The organism is Pseudaquabacterium pictum, from assembly GCF_005403045.1.
GTDB lineage: Bacteria > Pseudomonadota > Gammaproteobacteria > Burkholderiales > Burkholderiaceae_C > Pseudaquabacterium > Pseudaquabacterium pictum.
On record NZ_BJCL01000019.1, the window covers coordinates 26,451 to 45,359 of the forward strand.

Here is an 18,909-nt window from a genome sequence, read left to right on the forward strand (position 1 = left end):
CCGCGTCATCCAGCGTGCGCAGTTCGGCCGTGCCGCTGGCCTGGGCCTGGGCCGGGCTGATCGTCTACGCCAGCCTGTTCCCGTTCGAGGGCTGGCGCTGGCCGCCGGGCATGCCGGTCTGGCAGCTGCCGCGCCTGCCCTGGCCGCAGTACTTCATCCCCTTCGACATCACCGGCAACCTGCTGGCCTACGCGCCGCTGGGCGCGCTGGGCACGCTGGCGCCGCTGCGCCACGGCCGCGGGCCGCTGGCGGCGCTGGCCCTGGGCGTGCTGCTGGGCGCCGGACTGTCGTATGCGATGGAGGTCACCCAGCAGATGCTGCCGCCGCGGGTGCCGTCGCTGCTGGACTGGGTGCTGAACACCGCCGGCGCCACGCTGGGCGCGCTGCTGGCCTGGGCCGCGCAGGCGCTGGGCGGGCTGCGGCGCTGGCAGGCCGCGCGCGACCGCTGGCTGGAGCACGGCAATGCCGGCGCGCTGGCGCTGCTGGTGCTGTGGCCAGTGGCGCTGCTGTTCCCCACCCCGGTGCCGCTGGGCCTGGGCCAGGTGGGTGAGGTGCTCCGCGATGGCCTGGCCGGCCTGCTGGCCGATGTGCCCTGGGCCCAGCCAGTGGCCGACTGGCTGGTGCCTTCGCTGGCCGCGCAGCCGGCGCTGTCGCCCCAGGCCGAGGCCATGGCGGTGATGCTGGGCCTGCTGTCGCCCTGCCTGCTGGCCTTTGCCGCGGCGCGGCCGGGCTGGCGGCGGCTGGGCCTGGCCCTGGGCGCGGCGGTGATGGCGGTGGGCGCCACGACGCTGTCGACGGTGCTGAACTTCGGCCCCGACCATGCGCTGGCCTGGCGCACCCCCGGCACGCTGGCGGCCATGGGCGTGGCGCTGATGCTGGCGCTGGCCGGCCTGTGGCTGCGGCCGCGCACGGCCGGCGCGCTGGCCCTGGTGGCGCTCAGCGGCCTGGTGGTGCTGGTGCATGGCGCACCCACCGATCCGTACTTTGCCGACAGCCTGCAGGGCTGGGAACAGGGCCGCTTCGTGCGCTTCCACGGCGTGGCGCAGTGGCTGGGCTGGCTGTGGCCGTATGCGGCCATGGTCTGGCTGCTGGCCCGCGCCGGGCGGCGCTGACCGGCCCCCGCCGGCCCAGGGTTTCCCCGCCCGCTCTCTACAATCCTGCTCCCATGAGCTATTACAAGCACCACATCTTCTTCTGCCTGAACCAGCGCAGCAAGGGCGACGCCTGCTGCGCCGACCATGCGGCGCAGGCCGGCTTCGACCACTGCAAGCAGACGGTCAAGGCCGCCGGGCTGGCCGGGGTGGGTGGGGTGCGGGTGAACAAGGCCGGTTGCCTGGACCGCTGTGCCGGCGGCCCGGTGGCCGTGGTCTACCCCGACGAGACCTGGTACACCTTCGTCGACAACACCGACATCGACGAGATCGTCGAATCCCACCTGAAGCAGGGCAAGCCGGTCGAGCGCCTGCGCCTGCCGCCCGACGTGGGCCGATGAGCGCACTGCCGGCATGAAGCAGGACACCGAGCGCAGCAGCATCGCCGGCCCCGCCGGCGCGCTGGAATGCGCCACCGATGGGCCCGCCGGCGCGCCGCGCGGCACGGTGGTGCTGTGCCATCCGCACCCGCAGTTCGGCGGCACGCTGGACAACAAGGTGGTGCAGACGCTGGCGCGCGCCTTCCTGCAACTGGGCTACCGCGCGGTGCGCTTCAACTTCCGCGGCGTCGGCGGCTCGGCCGGCGACTGGGACGAAGGCCGTGGCGAGATCGACGATGCGCTGGCCGTCATCGCCGCCGAGCGGGCCGCACATCCCGGCCTGCCGCTGGCCCTGGGCGGTTTCTCCTTCGGCGGCTTTGTCGCCGCCCAGGCGGCCGACCGCCTGCAGGCTGCCGGCACGCCGGTCGAGCGCCTGGTGCTGATCGCTCCGGCCACCAGCCGCTTTCCGATGCCGGCCGCGGTGGCGCCGGACACCGTGCTGGTGCACGGCGAGTCCGACGACGTGGTGCCGCTCGCGTCCACGCTGGACTGGGCCCGCCCGCAGGTGCTGCCGGTGGTGGTGCTGCCCGGCGTCGGCCATTTCTTCCACGGCCAACTGCCACTGCTGAAACAGCAGATCGTGCAGGCCTGGCACGCTCCCTCTCTCTCTTCCGGATCCTGATGAACCGACTGCTGCCGAAGTTGCTGGCCCTGTTGCTGGCCTGTGCCCCCTTGCTGCCCGCGCTGGCCCAGGCCCCCGTGCCGCCCGAGGTGGCCGCCAAGGCCTACCTGCTGCTGGATGTGCAGAGCGACCAGGTGCTGGCCGAGCGCCAGGCCGATGTGCAGGCCGACCCGGCCTCGCTGACCAAGCTGATGACCGCCTGGCTGGTGTTCGATGCGCTCAAGGCCAAGAAGCTGACGCTGGAGCAGACGCTGCCGGTGTCGGTGCGCGCCTGGTCCGAGCGCAAGGGCGGCGGCTCGCTGATGTTCATCGACCCGAAGATGACGCCGAAGGTGGATGAGCTGCTGCGCGGCATGATCGCCGTCTCCGGCAATGATGCGGCGGTGGCCCTGGCCGAGGGCGTGGGCGGCAGCCTGGACGGCTTCGTCGGCATGATGAACCGCCAGGCCCAGGCCTGGGGCCTGAAGAACACCCAGTTCAAGAACGTGACCGGCCTGACCGAGCCCGGCCACTACAGCAGCGCCCGGGATCTGGCGGTGATCGCCGCGCGCATCGTGCGTGACTTCCCCGAGTACTACGCCAGCTACTACGCGCTGCGCAACTACAGCTTCAACAGCATCAAGCAGGACAACCGCAACATGCTGCTGGGGCGCGATCCGGCCGTCGACGGCATGAAGACCGGCTACACCGAGGCCGCCGGGTACTGCCTGGTGGCCAGTGCGCAGCGCGAGTTTCCCAACGGCAAGCGCCGCCTGATCAGCGTGGTGATGGGCACCGCCTCGCGCGAGGCCCGCGCCGGCGAGAGCCAGAAGCTGCTGAACTGGGGCTACACCGCCTGGGACGCGGTGCGCCTGTTCGACGGCGGCAAGCCGGTGGCCAGCGTGCCGGTGTGGAAGGGCCAGGCGCCCACCGCCGCACTCGGTGCCCAGGCACCGCTGCTGGTCACCGTGCCGAAGGGCGAGGGCGACAAGCTCAAGACGGCGGTGGCCCGCACCGATCCGCTGGTGGCCCCGCTCACCCAGGGCCAGAAGGTCGGCACCATCGACGTGACCACCGCCACCGGCACCAAGCTGGCCAGCGTGCCGCTGGTGGTGCTGCAGGCGGTGCCCGAGGCCGGCCTGCTGGGCCGCGCCTGGGATTCGATCCGCCTGTGGATCAAGTGATCTGCATCGAGGCGGTCGCGGGCCGTTCCGCTAAGCTGGCAACGCCCGCATCCTGAAAGGCCCGCCATGCCCGCCCCCGTGCTGCCCGACGCCCTGTGCCACCTCAATGGCGAGCTGCTGCCGCTGCGCGAGGCCAAGATCTCGGTGCTGGACCGGGGCTTCATCTTCGGTGACGGCCTCTACGAGGTGATCCCGGTCTACGGCCGGCGCTGCTTCCGCTTCGCCGAGCACATGGCCCGGCTGGAGCGCGGCCTGGCCAAGCTGCGCATCCCCAACCCGCACAGCCGCGACGGCTGGCTGGCCCTGGCGCGTGAGCTGGTGGCCACCCAGCCGGCCGATGACCAGCTGGTCTACATCGAGATCACCCGCGGCGTGGCGCCGCGCGACCATGTCATGCCCGAGGGCCTGACGCCCACGGTCTTCGTCATGACCAACCCGATGAAGCCGCCGTCGGCCGAGCAGCGCCACCACGGCGTGGCCTGCGTCACCGCGCGGGATTTCCGCTGGGAGCGCGGCGACATCAAGAGCGTGTCGCTGCTGGGCAACGTGCTGGCGCGGCAGATCTCGGCCGACCAGGGCGCGGTGGAGACGGTGCTGTTCCGCGACGGCTGGCTGACCGAGGCCTCCAGCAGCAATGTCTGGGTGGTGCATGAAGGCGCGCTGTTGGGCACGCCCAAGAGCGGCCATGTGCTGGAGGGCATCCGCTACGACCTGCTGGCCGAGCTGTGCGCCGAGGTCGGCATCGCCTACAACCTGCGCCCCATCGCCGAGAGCGACGTGCGTGCGGCCGACGAGCTGATCCTCACCTCGGCCACCAAGGAGGTGCTGCCGATCACCCGGCTGGATGGCGAGCCGGTGGGCCACGGCGCACTGCGCGGCAAGCCCGGCCCGGTGTACGCGCGGTTGTACGAGGCCTACCAGCGCGCCAAGCTTGAACAGTCGGTCTGAGCCCCCAACTCTCCACCATGGCCACTGACCTGCCTCCCGTCCCGCCCGAGCAATCGCTGATCACCTACCCCAGCGCCTTCCCGATCAAGGTGATGGGCGCCCAGGTGCCCGGCTACCTGGAGGCGATGGTGGCGGTGGCCCGCCAGTTCGACCCGGGCTTCGACGCCGGCACGGTGGAGCAACGCCCCAGCAGCAGCGGCAAGTACCTGGGGCTGACGCTGACCGTCACCGCCACCAGCCGGGAGATGCTGGACGAGCTGTACCGCACGCTCAGCACCCACCCGATGGTCAAGGTGGTGCTGTAGCGCCACCACCAGCAGTCGGCGGCATGCTGATCCGCAACCTGGGCCGCCAGCCCTACGCGCCCACGGTGGACGCGATGCGCGCCTTCACCGAGGCACGCACCGACGCCACGCCCGACGAGCTGTGGCTGGTCGAACACGATCCGGTCTACACCCAGGGCCTGGCCGGCAAGGCCGAGCACCTGCTGGACGCCGGCGCCATTCCGGTGGTGCCCACCAACCGCGGCGGCCAGGTCACCTACCACGGCCCCGGCCAGGTGGTGGCCTACCCGCTGGTCGACCTGAAGCGGCTGGGCATCTACGTCAAGGAATACGTCTACCGGCTGGAGAATGCGGTGATCAAGGTGCTGGAAGCGCACCAGGTCACCGGCCACCGGGTGGCCGGCGCGCCCGGCATCTATGTGCGGCTGGCCGACCCCGGCAGCCACGCCCGGCTCACCGGCCCGGCGCCCGGCGGCGACGCTTTTGCCGGACTGGGCAAGGTGGCCGCGCTGGGCATCAAGGTCAGCCGGCACTGCACCTACCACGGTGTGGCGCTGAATGTCGACATGGATCTGACGCCCTTCGGCGGAATCAATCCGTGTGGTTACGCAGGGCTGCAGACAGTCGACCTCGCTAGACTCGGGGTTTCCACCGACTGGGCGACGGTGGCGCAGCAGCTGGGCAGCCGCCTGGCCGCGCAGCTCACGCCCTGACGCATCCAACGCCTGCGGGCCCGCATTGCCATGTCGACCGACAACACCACCCGCGAGGCCCAGCCCGCCGCCAGCTACGACGCCACCGCCAAGCAGAAGGCGCAGGCCAAGACCGCGCGCATCCCCATCAAGGTGGTGGCCGCCGAGACGCTGAAGAAGCCCGACTGGATCCGCGTCAAGGCCGGCAGCCCCAGCACCCGCTTCTACGAGATCAAGCAGATCCTGCGCGAGCACAAGCTGCACACCGTGTGCGAGGAAGCCAGCTGCCCGAACATCGGCGAATGCTTCGGCCACGGCACCGCCACCTTCATGATCATGGGTGACAAGTGCACCCGGCGCTGCCCGTTCTGCGACGTGGGCCACGGCCGGCCCGACCCGCTGGACGTGAACGAGCCGGCCAACCTGGCCAAGACCATCGCTGCGCTGAAGCTCAAGTACGTGGTCATCACCAGCGTCGACCGCGACGACCTGCGCGACGGCGGCGCCGGCCACTTCGTCGAATGCATCCGCCAGGTGCGTGAACAGTCGCCCGCCACCCGCATCGAGATCCTGGTGCCCGATTTCCGCGGCCGCGACGACCGCGCACTCGAGATCCTGAAGGCCGCGCCGCCCGATGTGATGAACCACAACCTGGAGACCGCGCCGCGCCTGTACAAGGAAGCGCGCCCCGGCAGCGACTACGCCTTCAGCCTGAACCTGCTGAAGAAGTTCAAGGCGCTGTTCCCGCACATCCCCACCAAGAGCGGCATCATGGTCGGCCTGGGCGAGACGGATGAGGAGATCCTGCAGGTGATGCGCGACATGCGTGCGCATGACATCGACATGCTCACCATCGGCCAGTACCTGGCCCCCAGCGGCCACCACCTGCCGGTGCGCCGCTACGTGCACCCCGACACCTTCAAGATGTTCGAGGCCGAGGCGCAGAAGATGGGCTTCAGCCACGCCGCCGTGGGCGCGATGGTGCGCAGCAGCTACCACGCCGACCAGCAGGCCGCCGGCGCGGGCGTGGCCGCCAGCGTGTGAGCGCCGGGCCGGCAGCAGCCGGTCAGGCCTTCTCGGCCAGCAGCTTTTCCACCAGCGTGTGCAGCGCCTCGAAATCCGGCGTGCCCACGTAACGCTTGACGATCTCGCCGCGCTTGTTGATCAGGAAGGTGGTGGGCGTCAGCTTGATGTCGCCGAAGCCCTTGGCGATGTCGCCGGTGTTGTCGATGGCCACGCCGAACGGCAGCTTGCGGGTCTGTGCGAAGTTCGACACATAGGCCGGCGGGTCGTAGGCCATGGCCACGGCCACCGTCTGGTAGCCCCGGCTCTTGTACTTCTCGTGGGTGGCCATGATCTCGGGCATCTCGGCCACGCAGGTGGTGCAGCTGGTGGCCCAGAAGTTCACCAGCACCACCTGGCCCTTGAGCGTGTCGGTGCTGAGCTTCTGGCCGTCCAGCAAGGTGTAGTTCACCTGCGGCGCCGGCTCGTGGGTGGCGCTGCGGCCGAAGGCGAGCCAGCCGGCGGCTGCGGCCGCGGCCAGCATCGCGGCAGTGGCAAGATGGCGGCGTGACAGGGACATGAGGGGACCTTCAATGCAACGCAGAGAGTTTACGTCCGGGGTGTTCTTCACCGGCGTGGTGTTGGTGGACCCGATCCGGGCCGCCGGGTTCAATGAATCCGATGCCGCGCTGGGCGTGCGCAGCGCGCTGGAGCGCGGGGCGAATGCCGCGGTCGATCTGCTCGGCCGCAGCGACGGCTTCCTCGGCAACCCCAAGGTGCGCATCCCGCTGCCCGGCTTCCTCAACGATGCCGCCAAGCTGCTGAAGGCCACCGGCGGCCAGAAGAAGGTCGACGAACTCGTCACCGCGATGAACCGCGCCGCCGAGGCAGCGGTGCCGCAGGCCCGCACCCTGCTGGTGAACACCGCCAAGTCGATGTCGGTGGACGACGCAGTGAAGATCGTGCGCGGCGGCGACACCTCGGTCACCGATTTCTTCGCCCGCAAGACACGCGCGCCGCTCGGTGAGCAGTTCCTGCCCATCGTCACCCGTGCCACCGAGAAGGTGGCGCTGGCCGAGAAGTTCAATGCCGTGGCAGGCAAGGCGGCCAAGCTGGGCCTGCTCAAGGGCGACGACGCCAACATCCAGCGCTATGTCACCGGCAAGAGCCTGGACGGCCTCTACCTGATCATCGGCGAAGAGGAACGCAAGATCCGCAAGGATCCGGTGGGCACCGGCAGCGCGATCCTCCGCAAGGTGTTCGGCGGCTGATCGGCCTCAGGCCGTGCCGCCGCGGCCCATCTCCAGCAACAGCACCGGCACCAGCATGTTGCGCAGGGCATCGATGCCCAGCCGGGTGACCGGGTTGGTGCCGGCTGCGCTCATCTCGCAGTCCTGTCCCTCGGGCAGCACTTCCACCAGCACCACGCTGGGCGCGTTGCGGCCCAGATCGGCCAGCAGCGCCGACAGGCCCTCGCCCTGGAAGGCGGATTCATAGAGCAGCGCATGCGGCGCGCCGTCCTGGCAGTACTGCGCGGCGTCGGCCACGGTGGAGACATGGTCGATCAGCAGGTCCTGGCCCTGCACGGCCTCGCGCAGGCGCTGGCGCGTCGGCCGCTGCGACGCCAGCACCAGCAGCTGGCAGCCGGCGATCGACGTGGCGCCGCTGTCAGCCGACGCCACCAGGTCCACGGCGGCCGCGCCTTCCATCGTGCCATTGACGGTGTTCAGGAACTCCAGCGTCAGCTGGGTGTGGCTGGGGCCGTCCTGCCGCTGCACCAGCACGCCGGCCAGGTGCGCGGTGTAGCGCATCAGCAGCCAGTCCAGCGTGTCCAGCGACAGGTCGGGCTCACCGGTGGGCGCCTGGCCGCTGACGTTGTCGGCCGGGCGGTGGGCAAAGCGGCACAGCACGCGCGCCCGCACCGGCCACGGCTTCACGTCGATGCGCCAGTCCACCTGGTTGCAGGCCAGGGCGCTGCTCCAGCTGGCAGCCGCGTCCAGCAGCGTGTGCAGCAGGCTGGCGTCGCACAGCACCTCGGCGCGGGTGGGCGCTGGCGGCACGGCGATGGCATCGCCGTTGCCGTGCAACGACTGGCCGGCCAGCACGCCGCGCAGGCTCTGCGCCAGGTCCAGACGTTCCACGCTCTGTCGCACCTCACCACCGGCCAGGCGCGCGATCTGCTGGCCGCGCAGGCCGACGCGGCGGGCGCCGTCGATCTCGGTGCGCAGCGCCTGCAGGCCGTGGCGGTCGATGCGGCCGGTGCTGGCCAGCGCGACCACCCGCTCCAGGGCCGTGGTCAGCGGTGCCGACACCTCGGCGCCGATGCGGGCGACCACCTCGCCAAGCGTGGGGGCGGCCGATGCCGGGGCAGCCGGCCGGGGCAGCGGAGATGGCGGGGTGGGCATGGTGATCCGTGTGTCCAGCAACATGGTGGGCGCGGCGCCGGTTGGCGGCGGTGGCGCGTGCCAGCATGTTGCCGTGCGCAATCCCCGCAACAAGCGGTCTGCGGACGGTCAGTTCGCCGCATGTGACAAGCATCACGGCACCCTTGCACGGTTCCGGCCGGGATAATTGCAGCGATGTCTCAAGTTCTCATGGGCTGCGGCCGAGGGAGGGTGCGCCAGGCCGGCGTGCGGTGGTGTGGCCGGCGCTTGGCCGGGTTGCTGGCCCTGGCGCTGCTGGGCGGCTGTTCGGCCGCGCTGGACTGGCGCCAGCTCCAGCCCGAAGGCTGGTCGTTGTCGGCGGCGCTGCCCTGCAAGCCCGCCAGCCAGCAGCGGCGGGTGTCGCTGGCCGGCCAGGCCCTGGTGCTGACCATGCTCGCCTGCACCACCGACGGCCACACCTTCGCGCTGGCCTCCGCCGACCTCGGTGACCCGGCTGCCGTGGGGGCGGTGCTGCAGGCACTGGGGCGCGCGGCGCAGGCCAACGTACAGGGCCAGGTGCTGGCCGAGCAGGCTGCGGCCGTGCCGGGCATGACGCCGAACCCCGGTGCCCGACGCTGGCGCCTGCAGGGCCGGCTGCCCGATGGCCAGGCAGTGGCCGAGCAGGTGCAGGTGTTTGCCCACGGCACCCGGGTCTTCCAGGCGGCGGTGATCGGGCCGCAGGCGGACGAGGCCCGGGCCGGCCCGTTCTTCGATGGCCTGAAGGTCTTGCCATGACCGGTGCGCCCGCGGGCCTGCGCCGCGCGCTGGCCATCTTCGGTGCCTTCGCGGTGGTGTACTTCTTCTCGGCGCTGCTGCGGGCGGTCACCGCCACGCTGGCGCCGGTGTTCAGCGCCGAACTCGGCCTGGCAGCCGGCCAGCTGGGCCTGCTGGCCGGTGCTTACTTCCTGGGCTTCGCGTTGATGCAGCTGCCGCTGGGCAGCGCGCTCGACCGCTGGGGGCCGCGCAGGGTGCTGCTGGCCTTTCTGGCCGTGGCGGTGTTGGGCTGTGCGGCCTTTGCGGCGGCCGGCACGTTGCCGCAGTTGCTGCTGGCCCGGCTGCTGATCGGCGTCGGCGTGTCGGCCTGCCTGATGGCGCCGCTGACCTGCTTTCGCCACCACTTTTCGGCCGGGGCGCAGTTGCGCGCCAATTCCTGGATGCTGATGACCGGCTCGCTGGGCATGCTGGCATCCACCGTTCCGGTGCAGTGGCTGCTGCCGGTGCTGGGCTGGCGCGGCCTGTTCGTTGCCGTGGCCATCTGCCTGGCGGTGGCCATGGCCGGCGTGGCGCTGCTGGTGCCACGCGATGCCCCGGCAGCCCAGGCCGCGGGCGGCGCGGGGCAGGCTGGAGGCTACCGCCAGGTGTTCAGCCACCCTGCCTTCCTGCGGGTGGCGCCGCTGGGCTTCTTCGCCTACGGCGGGCTGATCGCGCTGCAGTCGCTGTGGATCGGGCCCTGGCTCACCCAGGTGGGGGGCCGCACACCGGCCCAGGCGGCGCAGGGGCTGTTCCTGGTCAATCTGGCGATGCTGGCCGCCTTCTTCTGCTGGGGCCTGGTGATGCCCCGGCTCATCCGCGCCGGCTGGGCCGGCGAGCGGCTGATCGCCCGGGTGTGGCCGGTGGGCGTGCTGCTGCTGGGCGGCATCGTCTGGCTGGGCCCGCAGGCCGGTGCCGTGGCCTGGGCGCTGTGGTGCGTGTGCACCAGCGTGGTCTCGCTGTCGCAGCCGGCCGTGGCGCAGGTGTTCCCGGCGGCGCTGGCCGGCCGCGCGCTGTCGGCCTTCAACCTGGTGATCTTCAGCGGCGTGTTCGTGCTGCAGTGGGGCATTGGCCTGGGCATCGACGCGCTGCGGGCCGCCGGCTGGGGCGTGGTGCCGGCCTACCAGGCGGCGTTTGCCGGCTTCGCGGTGGCATGCCTGTTGTCGTTCCTGTGGCTGCACGCCTGCCGGCGGCGCCAGGCCGATGCGCCGGCCTGGCAGGCCGCACGCTGATAATGGCCCGCGCCATGCCCACCCTGCCATGACCGGCCTCTTCATCATCGCCCACGCACCGCTGGCCAGCGCGCTGCGCGCCGCCGCGCTGCACACCTTTCCCGAGGCGGCGCAGGCATTGGCTGTCTACGACGTGCCGCCGGCGGCCACAGCCGAGGACGCGCTGGCCGAAGCCACGCAGCGCCTGGCTGCCATGGGCGCCGCCGAAACCCTGATCCTCACCGACGTGTTCGGCGCCACGCCCTGCAACATCGCCCGCCAGTTGGCGGAGCAGCCCGGCGTGCGGGTGGTGGCCGGCGTCAACGTGCCGATGCTGTGGCGTGCGCTCAACTACCGCCAGAAGCCGCTGGACGACATGGTGGCCCTGGCGCTGGCCGGTGCCACCCAGGGCGTGATGCCGGTGGCTGTCACCCGACCCCAGAACCAGGCCCAGAAGCCCGCCAGCCATGATCCGAACGACCGTCACCATCAGCAATAAGCTGGGCCTGCATGCCCGCGCGTCGGCCAAGCTCACCAAGCTGGCCGGCAGTTTTGCCTGCGAGGTGCACATGGCCCGCAACGGCCGCCGCATCAACGCCAAGAGCATCATGGGCGTGATGATGCTGGCCGCCGGGCTGGGCAGCGAGGTCGAGCTGGAGACCGACGGCGCTGACGAGCAGGCGGCGATGGACGCCTTGCTGGCCTTGATCAACGACAAGTTCGGCGAGGGGCAGTAGCCCGTGACCCGCCACGTGCGGCCCGTCTGGCGGCAGTGGCATCAGGGTCTTCACGCCCCCTCGGGTTCGCACTGCGCGGCCGTGCAGGGGCACTGCTAAAGTCGCCGCATGAGCATCCAGATGTTCGGCCAACCGGTGTCGCGCGGTGTCGCCATCGGCCGTGCCGTGCTGGTGGCCTCCAGCCGGGTGGATGTGGCGCACTACTTCATCGACGCGGCCCATGCGCCCGCCGAGGTGGCGCGGCTGCGCCATGCACGCGACACCGTGGTGCAGGAGATCACCACGCTGAAGGCCGACCTGCCGCCCGAAGCGCCGCCCGAGCTGGCTGCGCTGCTGGACGTGCATCTGATGCTGCTCAACGATCCGATGCTGACCGATGCCACCCGGCACTGGATCGAGGTGCGCCACTACAACGCCGAGTGGGCCATGACCGCCCAGACCGATGTGCTGGTGCGGCAGTTCGATGAAATGGACGACGACTACCTGCGCGAGCGCAAGGCCGACATCGAGCAGGTGGCCGAGCGCGTGTTGCGGGCCCTGGCCAAGGAAGAGTCGCTGTTGCCGCAGGTCAGCCACAGCCGCGACCAGGACGGCGGCGACCCACTGGTGCTGGTGGCCAACGACATCGCGCCGGCCGACATGTTGCAGTTCAAGGGCAGCGTGTTCAAGGGCTTCGTCACCGATGTGGGTGGCCGCACCTCGCACACCGCCATCGTTGCCCGCAGCATGGACATCCCTGCGGTCGTGGGCGCCCGCGAAGCCAGCCGCCTGGTGCGCCAGGACGACTGGCTGATCATCGATGGCGATGCCGGCGTGGTCGTCGTCAACCCCACGCCCATCGTGCTGGAGGAGTACCGCTTCCGCCAGCGCCAGAGCGAACTGGAGCGTGCACGCCTGCACCGCCTGCGGCACATGCCCTCGGTCACGCTCGACGGCCAGCCCGTGGAATTGCTGGCCAACATCGAGCTGCCCGGTGATGCCGCAAACGCGTTGGAGGCCGGCGCTGTCGGCGTGGGGCTGTTTCGCAGCGAGTTCCTGTTCATGAACCGCAACGGCGAACTGCCAGACGAAGACGAACAGTTCGAGGCCTACCGCGCCGCGGTGCTGGCCATGTCGGGCCTGCCAGTGACGATCCGCACGGTGGACATCGGCGCCGACAAGCCGCTCGACCGCATGGCGGTGCATGAACTGCGGCACGAACACGCGCTGAATCCCGCATTGGGGTTGCGCGCCATTCGCTGGAGCTTGTCGGAGCCGGCGATGTTCCGGCAGCAGCTGCGCGCGATCCTGCGTGCCAGCGCCTACGGCAAGGTACGGGTGCTGATCCCGATGGTCGCCCACCGCAGCGAGATCCTGGCGACGCTGGATGCGCTGGAGCGCGCCCGCCAGCAGCTGCAGGATGCCGGCATCCCGTTCACCGATGTCGAGCTGGGCGCGATGATCGAGATCCCGGCCGCGGCGATGACCATGCCGCTGCTGCTGCAGCACTTCGACTTCGTCTCCATCGGCACCAACGATCTGATCCAGTACACGTTGGCCATCGACCGCGCAGACGAGGCTGTGGCCCACCTGTACGACCCGTGGCACCCGGCCGTGCTGCAGCTGATCGCCAATGTCATTGCCATGGCCAATGGTGCTGGCAAGTCCGTCAGCGTCTGCGGCGAGATGGCGGGTGACGTCGCCTTCACCGATCTCCTGCTCGGCATGGGGTTGCGCAGCCTGTCCATGCATCCAAGCCAGCTCTCCTCCGTCAAGCAGCGGGTGTTGCGCGCCGACACTGCACGGCTGGCCAAGGAGGTGGGTCCGGCGCTGGCGAGCGCCGACCCCGCCGCCACCTGGCTGGCCATGAACGAGCGCTGGGCTCAGCGCAGCCGAAGCGCCTGACCGGACGACTGCGGCTGGCGACTGCCTGACAGCCAGGCTGGCCGCCGCGCAGCAAGCGAGGCGGAGTGACCAGCGTGCTCCGGCATGGTGTGTGACAAGATCAACAACAGCGCAGCAGACAGCGATTGTTTCTGTGCTAAAAACGCGGGCTTCGCTGAACAGGCGCCGACGCGGGCCGCAAGATGGCAGATGAAGTCAACGTCGAGCGGGGGTTTACACGGTCAACAAGACGTGCCAGAATCGCAGGCTGCGCTGCAAACAGCCAAGCCAACTGGCAGACGCGACGAGCAGCAAGAGAGAAGCAAAAAGCAGTTGACAAGATCTTCGGATCGAATCAGAATTCCGCTTCTTTGTCGGCAACGCGAAAGCAAAGCAGACAAGTTCTTTAAAAATCAACAGCCGATAAGCGTGGGCGTTGGAAGGCGAGTGCCAAGACGAGTTGGGTACGCAGAGATGTGTGCTTGATGAGTCGAGGTCCTAGTGACTTTAAACGCTCACTGAATTGAATTTTCATGCAAGTGAAGTTCACTTCAATTCTTTGAGTAAATATCAAGATCGAACTGAAGAGTTTGATCCTGGCTCAGATTGAACGCTGGCGGCATGCCTTACACATGCAAGTCGAACGGTAACGCGGGGCAACCTGGCGACGAGTGGCGAACGGGTGAGTAATATATCGGAACGTGCCCAGTAGTGGGGGATAGCCCGGCGAAAGCCGGATTAATACCGCATGAGACCTGAGGGTGAAAGCGGGGGATCGCAAGACCTCGCGCTATTGGAGCGGCCGATATCAGATTAGGTAGTTGGTGGGGTAAAAGCCTACCAAGCCGACGATCTGTAGCTGGTCTGAGAGGACGACCAGCCACACTGGGACTGAGACACGGCCCAGACTCCTACGGGAGGCAGCAGTGGGGAATTTTGGACAATGGGCGCAAGCCTGATCCAGCCATGCCGCGTGCGGGAAGAAGGCCTTCGGGTTGTAAACCGCTTTTGTCAGGGAAGAAATCTTCTGGGTTAATACCTCGGGAGGATGACGGTACCTGAAGAATAAGCACCGGCTAACTACGTGCCAGCAGCCGCGGTAATACGTAGGGTGCGAGCGTTAATCGGAATTACTGGGCGTAAAGCGTGCGCAGGCGGTCTTGCAAGACAGGTGTGAAATCCCCGGGCTTAACCTGGGAACTGCACTTGTGACTGCAAGGCTGGAGTACGGCAGAGGGGGATGGAATTCCGCGTGTAGCAGTGAAATGCGTAGATATGCGGAGGAACACCGATGGCGAAGGCAATCCCCTGGGCCTGTACTGACGCTCATGCACGAAAGCGTGGGGAGCAAACAGGATTAGATACCCTGGTAGTCCACGCCCTAAACGATGTCAACTGGTTGTTGGACGGCTTGCTGTTCAGTAACGAAGCTAACGCGTGAAGTTGACCGCCTGGGGAGTACGGCCGCAAGGTTGAAACTCAAAGGAATTGACGGGGACCCGCACAAGCGGTGGATGATGTGGTTTAATTCGATGCAACGCGAAAAACCTTACCTACCCTTGACATGTCTGGAATCCTGAAGAGATTTGGGAGTGCTCGAAAGAGAGCCAGAACACAGGTGCTGCATGGCCGTCGTCAGCTCGTGTCGTGAGATGTTGGGTTAAGTCCCGCAACGAGCGCAACCCTTGTCATTAGTTGCTACGAAAGGGCACTCTAATGAGACTGCCGGTGACAAACCGGAGGAAGGTGGGGATGACGTCAGGTCCTCATGGCCCTTATGGGTAGGGCTACACACGTCATACAATGGCCGGTACAGAGGGCTGCCAACCCGCGAGGGGGAGCCAATCCCAGAAAACCGGTCGTAGTCCGGATCGCAGTCTGCAACTCGACTGCGTGAAGTCGGAATCGCTAGTAATCGCGGATCAGCTTGCCGCGGTGAATACGTTCCCGGGTCTTGTACACACCGCCCGTCACACCATGGGAGCGGGTTCTGCCAGAAGTAGTTAGCCTAACCGCAAGGAGGGCGATTACCACGGCAGGGTTCGTGACTGGGGTGAAGTCGTAACAAGGTAGCCGTATCGGAAGGTGCGGCTGGATCACCTCCTTTCTGGAAAATAGCACTCAAGTTTCTGCGCCCACACTTATCGGCTGTTGTTGACAACAGAAAAATTGCAGTGGAGCGTGAGCTTGGTGAGCGTCGGCGAACGATGGCGGAGCCAGCGTGCGCAAATGACGATCGGGCCTGGCGCTTCCATGACGAATGCGCGGGTCTGTAGCTCAGTCGGTTAGAGCACCGTCTTGATAAGGCGGGGGTCGTTGGTTCGAATCCAACCAGACCCACCAACCATTCGATGTCAGATCGTTGGGGGATTAGCTCAGCTGGGAGAGCACCTGCTTTGCAAGCAGGGGGTCGTCGGTTCGATCCCGTCATCCTCCACCACCACTTCAATTCTTTGTGATGCTGACCCAAGCGCCTGTCCAGGTGTTTGGGTCAGCCTTCGCGAGTTGGCTGTTGTTCTTTAACAATTCATAGAGTCGAAAATCAGCGTTGTCGACGGAAAGCGTGCAGTTCGTAAAGGGGCTGTGCGCACCGTGCCGTCGACAACATTTTGATTGCGTCAACAGATATTCAACTCGTTGCTGATGCGAATCAGCATTGAGCTTGAAGACGGCATAACGTAGATACTCAAAGACAGTCCTTGATGGATGTTTTGGTCGTGAACGCGGCCAAGACGTCAAAGTTATAGGGTCAAGTGACTAAGTGCATGTGGTGGATGCCTTGGCGATTACAGGCGATGAAGGACGTGATAGCCTGCGATAAGCTTCGGGGAGCTGGCAAATAAGCTTTGATCCGGAGATTTCCGAATGGGGAAACCCACCCGCAAGGGTATTGCACACTGAATACATAGGTGTGCAAGGCGAACCAGGGGAACTGAAACATCTCAGTACCTTGAGGAAAAGACATCAACCGAGATTCCGAAAGTAGTGGCGAGCGAAATCGGAACAGCCTGCGCATGATAGCCATCGACTTATCAGAACGGAATGGAAAGTCCGACCAAAGAGGGTGATAGTCCCGTATGGAAAAAGTCGGTGGTGGTACTAGGTGCGGAACAAGTAGGGCGGGGCACGTGAAACCTTGTCTGAATATGGGGGGACCATCCTCCAAGGCTAAATACTCGTAATCGACCGATAGTGAACAAGTACCGTGAGGGAAAGGCGAAAAGAACCCCGGGAGGGGAGTGAAATAGATCCTGAAACCGCATGCATACAAAAAGTCGGAGCCGCAAGGTGACGGCGTACCTTTTGTATAATGGGTCAGCGACTTACATTCAGTGGCAAGCTTAACCGAATAGGGAAGGCGCAGGGAAACCGAGTCCGAATAGGGCGTTCAGTCGCTGGGTGTAGACCCGAAACCAGGTGATCTATCCATGGCCAGGATGAAGGTGCGGTAACACGCACTGGAGGTCCGAACCGACTAGTGTTGCAAAACTAGCGGATGAGCTGTGGATAGGGGTGAAAGGCTAAACAAACCTGGAGATAGCTGGTTCTCTCCGAAAACTATTTAGGTAGTGCCTCAAGTATTACCATCGGGGGTAGAGCACTGTTATGGCTAGGGGGTCATGGCGACTTACCAAACCATTGCAAACTCCGAATACCGATGAGTACAGCTTGGGAGACAGTGCACCGGGTGCTAACGTCCGGACACAAGAGGGAAACAACCCAGACCGCCAGCTAAGGTCCCTAATATTGGCTAAGTGGGAAACGAAGTGGGAAGGCTAAAACAGTCAGGATGTTGGCTTAGAAGCAGCCATCATTTAAAGAAAGCGTAATAGCTCACTGATCGAGTCGTCCTGCGCGGAAGATGTAACGGGGCTAAGCCAGTAACCGAAGCTGCGGATTCACACGCAAGTGTGAGTGGTAGGAGAGCGTTCTGTACGCCTGTGAAGGTGGATCGTGAGGTCTGCTGGAGGTATCAGAAGTGCGAATGCTGACATGAGTAGCGTTAAAGGGGGTGAAAAGCCCCCTCGCCGTAAGCGCAAGGTTTCCTACGCAACGTTCATCGGCGTAGGGTGAGTCGGCCCCTAAGGCGAGGCAGAGATGCGTAGCTGATGGGAAACAGGTCAATATTCCTGTACCGATGTGTAGTGCGATGTGGGGACGGAGATGGTTAACTCAGCCGGGTGTTGGATGTCCCGGTTCAAGCCTGTAGTCGTGCCTGGTAGGCAAATCCGCCGGGCTTAGATGAGGGGTGATAACGAGGCGGCTTGCCGCCGAAGTGAGTGATACCCTGCTTCCAGGAAAAGCCACTAAGCTTCAGCTACACACGACCGTACCGCAAACCGACACTGGTGCGCGAGATGAGTATTCTAAGGCGCTTGAGAGAACTCTGGAGAAGGAACTCGGCAAATTGACACCGTAACTTCGGAAGAAGGTGTGCCTTTAGTAGGTGAACCAGTACATGGGGAGCCCAATGAGGCCGCAGAGAATCGGTGGCTGCAACTGTTTAATAAAAACACAGCACTCTGCAAAGACGAAAGTCGACGTATAGGGTGTGACGCCTGCCCGGTGCTGGAAGATTAAATGATGGGGTGCAAGCTCTTGATTGAAGTCCCAGTAAACGGCGGCCGTAACTATAACGGTCCTAAGGTAGCGAAATTCCTTGTCGGGTAAGTTCCGACCTGCACGAATGGCGTAATGATGGCCACACTGTCTCCTCCAGAGACTCAGCGAAGTTGAAATGTTTGTGATGATGCAATCTCCCCGCGGAAAGACGGAAAGACCCCATGAACCTTTACTGTAGCTTTACATTGGACTTTGAACAGATCTGTGTAGGATAGGTGGGAGGCTTTGAAGCGGTGCCGCTAGGTGTCGTGGAGCCAACGTTGAAATACCACCCTGGTGTGTTTGAGGTTCTAACCTTGGCCCGTGATCCGGGTTGGGGACAGTGTATGGTGGGCAGTTTGACTGGGGCGGTCTCCTCCCAAAGTGTAACGGAGGAGTTCGAAGGTACGCTAAATACGGTCGGAAATCGTGTTGATAGTGCATTGGCATAAGCGTGCTTGACTGCGAGACTGACAAGTCGAGCAGGTACGAAAGTAGGACAAAGTGATCCGGTGGTTCTGTATGGAAGGGCCATCGCTCAACGGATAAAAGGTACTCTGGGGATAACAGGCTGATACCGCCCAAGAGTTCATATCGACGGCGGTGTTTGGCACCTCGATGTCGGCTCATCTCATCCTGGGGCTGTAGCCGGTCCCAAGGGTATGGCTGTTCGCCATTTAAAGAGGTACGTGAGCTGGGTTTAAAACGTCGTGAGACAGTTTGGTCCCTATCTTCCGTGGGCGCTGCAAGATTGAGAGAGCCTGCTCCTAGTACGAGAGGACCGGAGTGGACGCACCTCTGGTGTATCGGTTGTCACGCCAGTGGCATTGCCGAGTAGCTAAGTGCGGAAGAGATAACCGCTGAAAGCATCTAAGCGGGAAACTCGTCTCAAGATGAGTCTTGCCGGGGCCTTGAGCCCCCTGAAGGGTCGTTCGAGACCAGGACGTTGATAGGCTGGGTGTGGAAGCGCAGTAATGCGTTAAGCTAACCAGTACTAATTGCCCGTGAGGCTTGACCCTATAATTTTGACGTGTCTCGATATTCAAGTTATACCGTCATCTGTAGACGCAATCAAAAAAGC

The 18,909-nt window shown here is 65.6% G+C and carries 16 protein-coding genes, 2 tRNA genes and 2 rRNA genes; 18 read left to right on the plus strand and 2 right to left on the minus strand.

Translation table 11 applies throughout. The annotated features are described in order from the left end of the window. Positions 1–14: 14 nt before the first annotated feature. From FFT10_RS23910 to lipA, 8 genes are all read left to right on the plus strand, one after another. Positions 15–1,112: a VanZ family protein gene (locus FFT10_RS23910; RefSeq protein WP_228027281.1), complete on the plus strand. Its 1,098-nt coding sequence runs from the start codon at positions 15–17 to the stop codon at positions 1,110–1,112. Between the two features lie 53 nt (positions 1,113–1,165). Further along, positions 1,166–1,492 carry a (2Fe-2S) ferredoxin domain-containing protein gene (locus FFT10_RS23915; RefSeq protein WP_137735405.1) on the plus strand — a complete coding sequence of 109 codons (327 nt, stop codon included), beginning with the start codon at positions 1,166–1,168 and terminating at the stop codon, positions 1,490–1,492. 13 nt (positions 1,493–1,505) lie between these two features. Then, positions 1,506–2,153 carry an alpha/beta hydrolase gene (locus FFT10_RS23920; RefSeq protein WP_137735406.1) on the plus strand — a complete coding sequence of 216 codons (648 nt, stop codon included), beginning with the start codon at positions 1,506–1,508 and terminating at the stop codon, positions 2,151–2,153. Next, positions 2,153–3,316, plus strand: a complete 1,164-nt coding sequence (locus FFT10_RS23925; protein ID WP_137735407.1) for a D-alanyl-D-alanine carboxypeptidase family protein — start codon at positions 2,153–2,155, stop codon at positions 3,314–3,316. Before FFT10_RS23920 ends, FFT10_RS23925 begins: the two co-directional genes overlap by 1 nt. Before the next feature lie 66 nt (positions 3,317–3,382). Then, the gene (locus tag FFT10_RS23930) at positions 3,383–4,264 is read left to right on the plus strand and encodes a D-amino acid aminotransferase (RefSeq protein WP_137735408.1); all 882 of its coding nucleotides are present in this window, start codon (positions 3,383–3,385) and stop codon (positions 4,262–4,264) included. A gap of 17 nt (positions 4,265–4,281) precedes the next feature. Beyond that, positions 4,282–4,569, plus strand: a complete 288-nt coding sequence (locus tag FFT10_RS23935) for a DUF493 family protein (protein WP_228027282.1) — start codon at positions 4,282–4,284, stop codon at positions 4,567–4,569. Between the two features lie 23 nt (positions 4,570–4,592). After that, entirely contained in the window at positions 4,593–5,261 is a 669-nt protein-coding gene (lipB, locus tag FFT10_RS23940; protein ID WP_137735409.1) for a lipoyl(octanoyl) transferase LipB, read from the plus strand. A 30-nt stretch (positions 5,262–5,291) separates the two neighbouring features. Then, positions 5,292–6,284, plus strand: coding sequence for a lipoyl synthase (lipA, locus tag FFT10_RS23945; RefSeq protein ID WP_137735410.1), 993 nt, complete (start codon positions 5,292–5,294; stop codon positions 6,282–6,284). 22 nt (positions 6,285–6,306) lie between these two features. On the opposite strand, the gene FFT10_RS23950 is transcribed toward lipA, so the two are convergent. Continuing rightward, positions 6,307–6,822 carry a TlpA disulfide reductase family protein gene (locus FFT10_RS23950; RefSeq protein ID WP_137735411.1) on the minus strand — a complete coding sequence of 172 codons (516 nt, stop codon included), beginning with the start codon at positions 6,820–6,822 and terminating at the stop codon, positions 6,307–6,309. A 13-nt stretch (positions 6,823–6,835) separates the two neighbouring features. Here FFT10_RS23950 and FFT10_RS23955 point away from each other — a divergent pair, with 13 nt between their 5' ends. Further along, positions 6,836–7,513, plus strand: a complete 678-nt coding sequence (locus FFT10_RS23955) for a DUF4197 domain-containing protein (protein ID WP_137735412.1) — start codon at positions 6,836–6,838, stop codon at positions 7,511–7,513. Positions 7,514–7,519: 6 nt separating this feature from the next. Here the strand turns inward: FFT10_RS23955 and FFT10_RS23960 are convergent, their stop codons facing one another. Further along, on the minus strand, positions 7,520–8,647 hold the full coding sequence (locus FFT10_RS23960) for a hypothetical protein (RefSeq protein WP_154694101.1): 1,128 nt from the start codon (positions 8,645–8,647) through the stop codon (positions 7,520–7,522). Positions 8,648–8,893: 246 nt separating this feature from the next. Here FFT10_RS23960 and FFT10_RS23970 point away from each other — a divergent pair, with 246 nt between their 5' ends. The 9 genes from FFT10_RS23970 to FFT10_RS24010 all read left to right on the plus strand — a co-directional run bounded on the left by FFT10_RS23970 (position 8,894) and on the right by FFT10_RS24010 (position 18,847). Continuing rightward, on the plus strand, positions 8,894–9,400 hold the full coding sequence (locus tag FFT10_RS23970) for a hypothetical protein (protein WP_137735415.1): 507 nt from the start codon (positions 8,894–8,896) through the stop codon (positions 9,398–9,400). Beyond that, the gene (locus tag FFT10_RS23975; RefSeq protein ID WP_137735416.1) at positions 9,397–10,647 is read left to right on the plus strand and encodes an MFS transporter; all 1,251 of its coding nucleotides are present in this window, start codon (positions 9,397–9,399) and stop codon (positions 10,645–10,647) included. The genes FFT10_RS23970 and FFT10_RS23975 overlap by 4 nt, the downstream gene beginning before the upstream one ends. A 28-nt stretch (positions 10,648–10,675) precedes the next feature. Continuing rightward, positions 10,676–11,125: a PTS sugar transporter subunit IIA gene (locus FFT10_RS23980; RefSeq protein WP_137735417.1), complete on the plus strand. Its 450-nt coding sequence runs from the start codon at positions 10,676–10,678 to the stop codon at positions 11,123–11,125. Further along, positions 11,094–11,363 (plus strand): HPr family phosphocarrier protein, encoded by a 270-nt coding sequence (locus FFT10_RS23985; RefSeq protein ID WP_137735418.1) that lies wholly within the window; start codon positions 11,094–11,096, stop codon positions 11,361–11,363. The genes FFT10_RS23980 and FFT10_RS23985 overlap by 32 nt, the downstream gene beginning before the upstream one ends. 108 nt (positions 11,364–11,471) lie before the next feature. Then, the gene (gene ptsP, locus FFT10_RS23990; protein ID WP_137735419.1) at positions 11,472–13,247 is read left to right on the plus strand and encodes a phosphoenolpyruvate--protein phosphotransferase; all 1,776 of its coding nucleotides are present in this window, start codon (positions 11,472–11,474) and stop codon (positions 13,245–13,247) included. A gap of 557 nt (positions 13,248–13,804) precedes the next feature. Further along, a 16S ribosomal RNA gene (locus FFT10_RS23995) occupies positions 13,805–15,333 on the plus strand. 159 nt (positions 15,334–15,492) lie between these two features. Then, positions 15,493–15,569 (plus strand) — tRNA-Ile (locus FFT10_RS24000). Positions 15,570–15,590: 21 nt separating this feature from the next. Next, positions 15,591–15,666 (plus strand) — tRNA-Ala (locus tag FFT10_RS24005). 307 nt (positions 15,667–15,973) lie between these two features. Continuing rightward, positions 15,974–18,847: ribosomal RNA gene (locus FFT10_RS24010) — 23S ribosomal RNA — on the plus strand. The 16S and 23S rRNA genes sit together here with 2 tRNA genes alongside, the layout of an rRNA operon. Positions 18,848–18,909 lie beyond the last annotated feature (62 nt).

Excerpts from the sequence above, each read along its gene's own strand:
- FFT10_RS23915 (WP_137735405.1), top strand. The coding sequence starts at position 1,166 with ATGAGCTATTACAAGCACCACATCTTCTTCTGCCTGAACCAGCGCAGC.
- ptsP (WP_137735419.1), top strand. The coding sequence starts at position 11,472 with ATGAGCATCCAGATGTTCGGCCAACCGGTGTCGCGCGGTGTCGCCATC.
- FFT10_RS23985 (WP_137735418.1), top strand. The coding sequence starts at position 11,094 with ATGATCCGAACGACCGTCACCATCAGCAATAAGCTGGGCCTGCATGCC.
- FFT10_RS23930 (WP_137735408.1), top strand. The coding sequence starts at position 3,383 with ATGCCCGCCCCCGTGCTGCCCGACGCCCTGTGCCACCTCAATGGCGAG.
- FFT10_RS23935 (WP_228027282.1), top strand. The coding sequence starts at position 4,282 with ATGGCCACTGACCTGCCTCCCGTCCCGCCCGAGCAATCGCTGATCACC.
- lipB (WP_137735409.1), top strand. The coding sequence starts at position 4,593 with ATGCTGATCCGCAACCTGGGCCGCCAGCCCTACGCGCCCACGGTGGAC.
- lipA (WP_137735410.1), top strand. The coding sequence starts at position 5,292 with ATGTCGACCGACAACACCACCCGCGAGGCCCAGCCCGCCGCCAGCTAC.
- FFT10_RS23955 (WP_137735412.1), top strand. The coding sequence starts at position 6,836 with ATGCAACGCAGAGAGTTTACGTCCGGGGTGTTCTTCACCGGCGTGGTG.
- FFT10_RS23920 (WP_137735406.1), top strand. The coding sequence starts at position 1,506 with ATGAAGCAGGACACCGAGCGCAGCAGCATCGCCGGCCCCGCCGGCGCG.
- FFT10_RS23925 (WP_137735407.1), top strand. The coding sequence starts at position 2,153 with ATGAACCGACTGCTGCCGAAGTTGCTGGCCCTGTTGCTGGCCTGTGCC.
- FFT10_RS23975 (WP_137735416.1), top strand. The coding sequence starts at position 9,397 with ATGACCGGTGCGCCCGCGGGCCTGCGCCGCGCGCTGGCCATCTTCGGT.
- FFT10_RS23950 (WP_137735411.1), bottom strand. The coding sequence starts at position 6,822 with ATGTCCCTGTCACGCCGCCATCTTGCCACTGCCGCGATGCTGGCCGCG.
- FFT10_RS23980 (WP_137735417.1), top strand. The coding sequence starts at position 10,676 with ATGACCGGCCTCTTCATCATCGCCCACGCACCGCTGGCCAGCGCGCTG.
- FFT10_RS23960 (WP_154694101.1), bottom strand. The coding sequence starts at position 8,647 with ATGCCCACCCCGCCATCTCCGCTGCCCCGGCCGGCTGCCCCGGCATCG.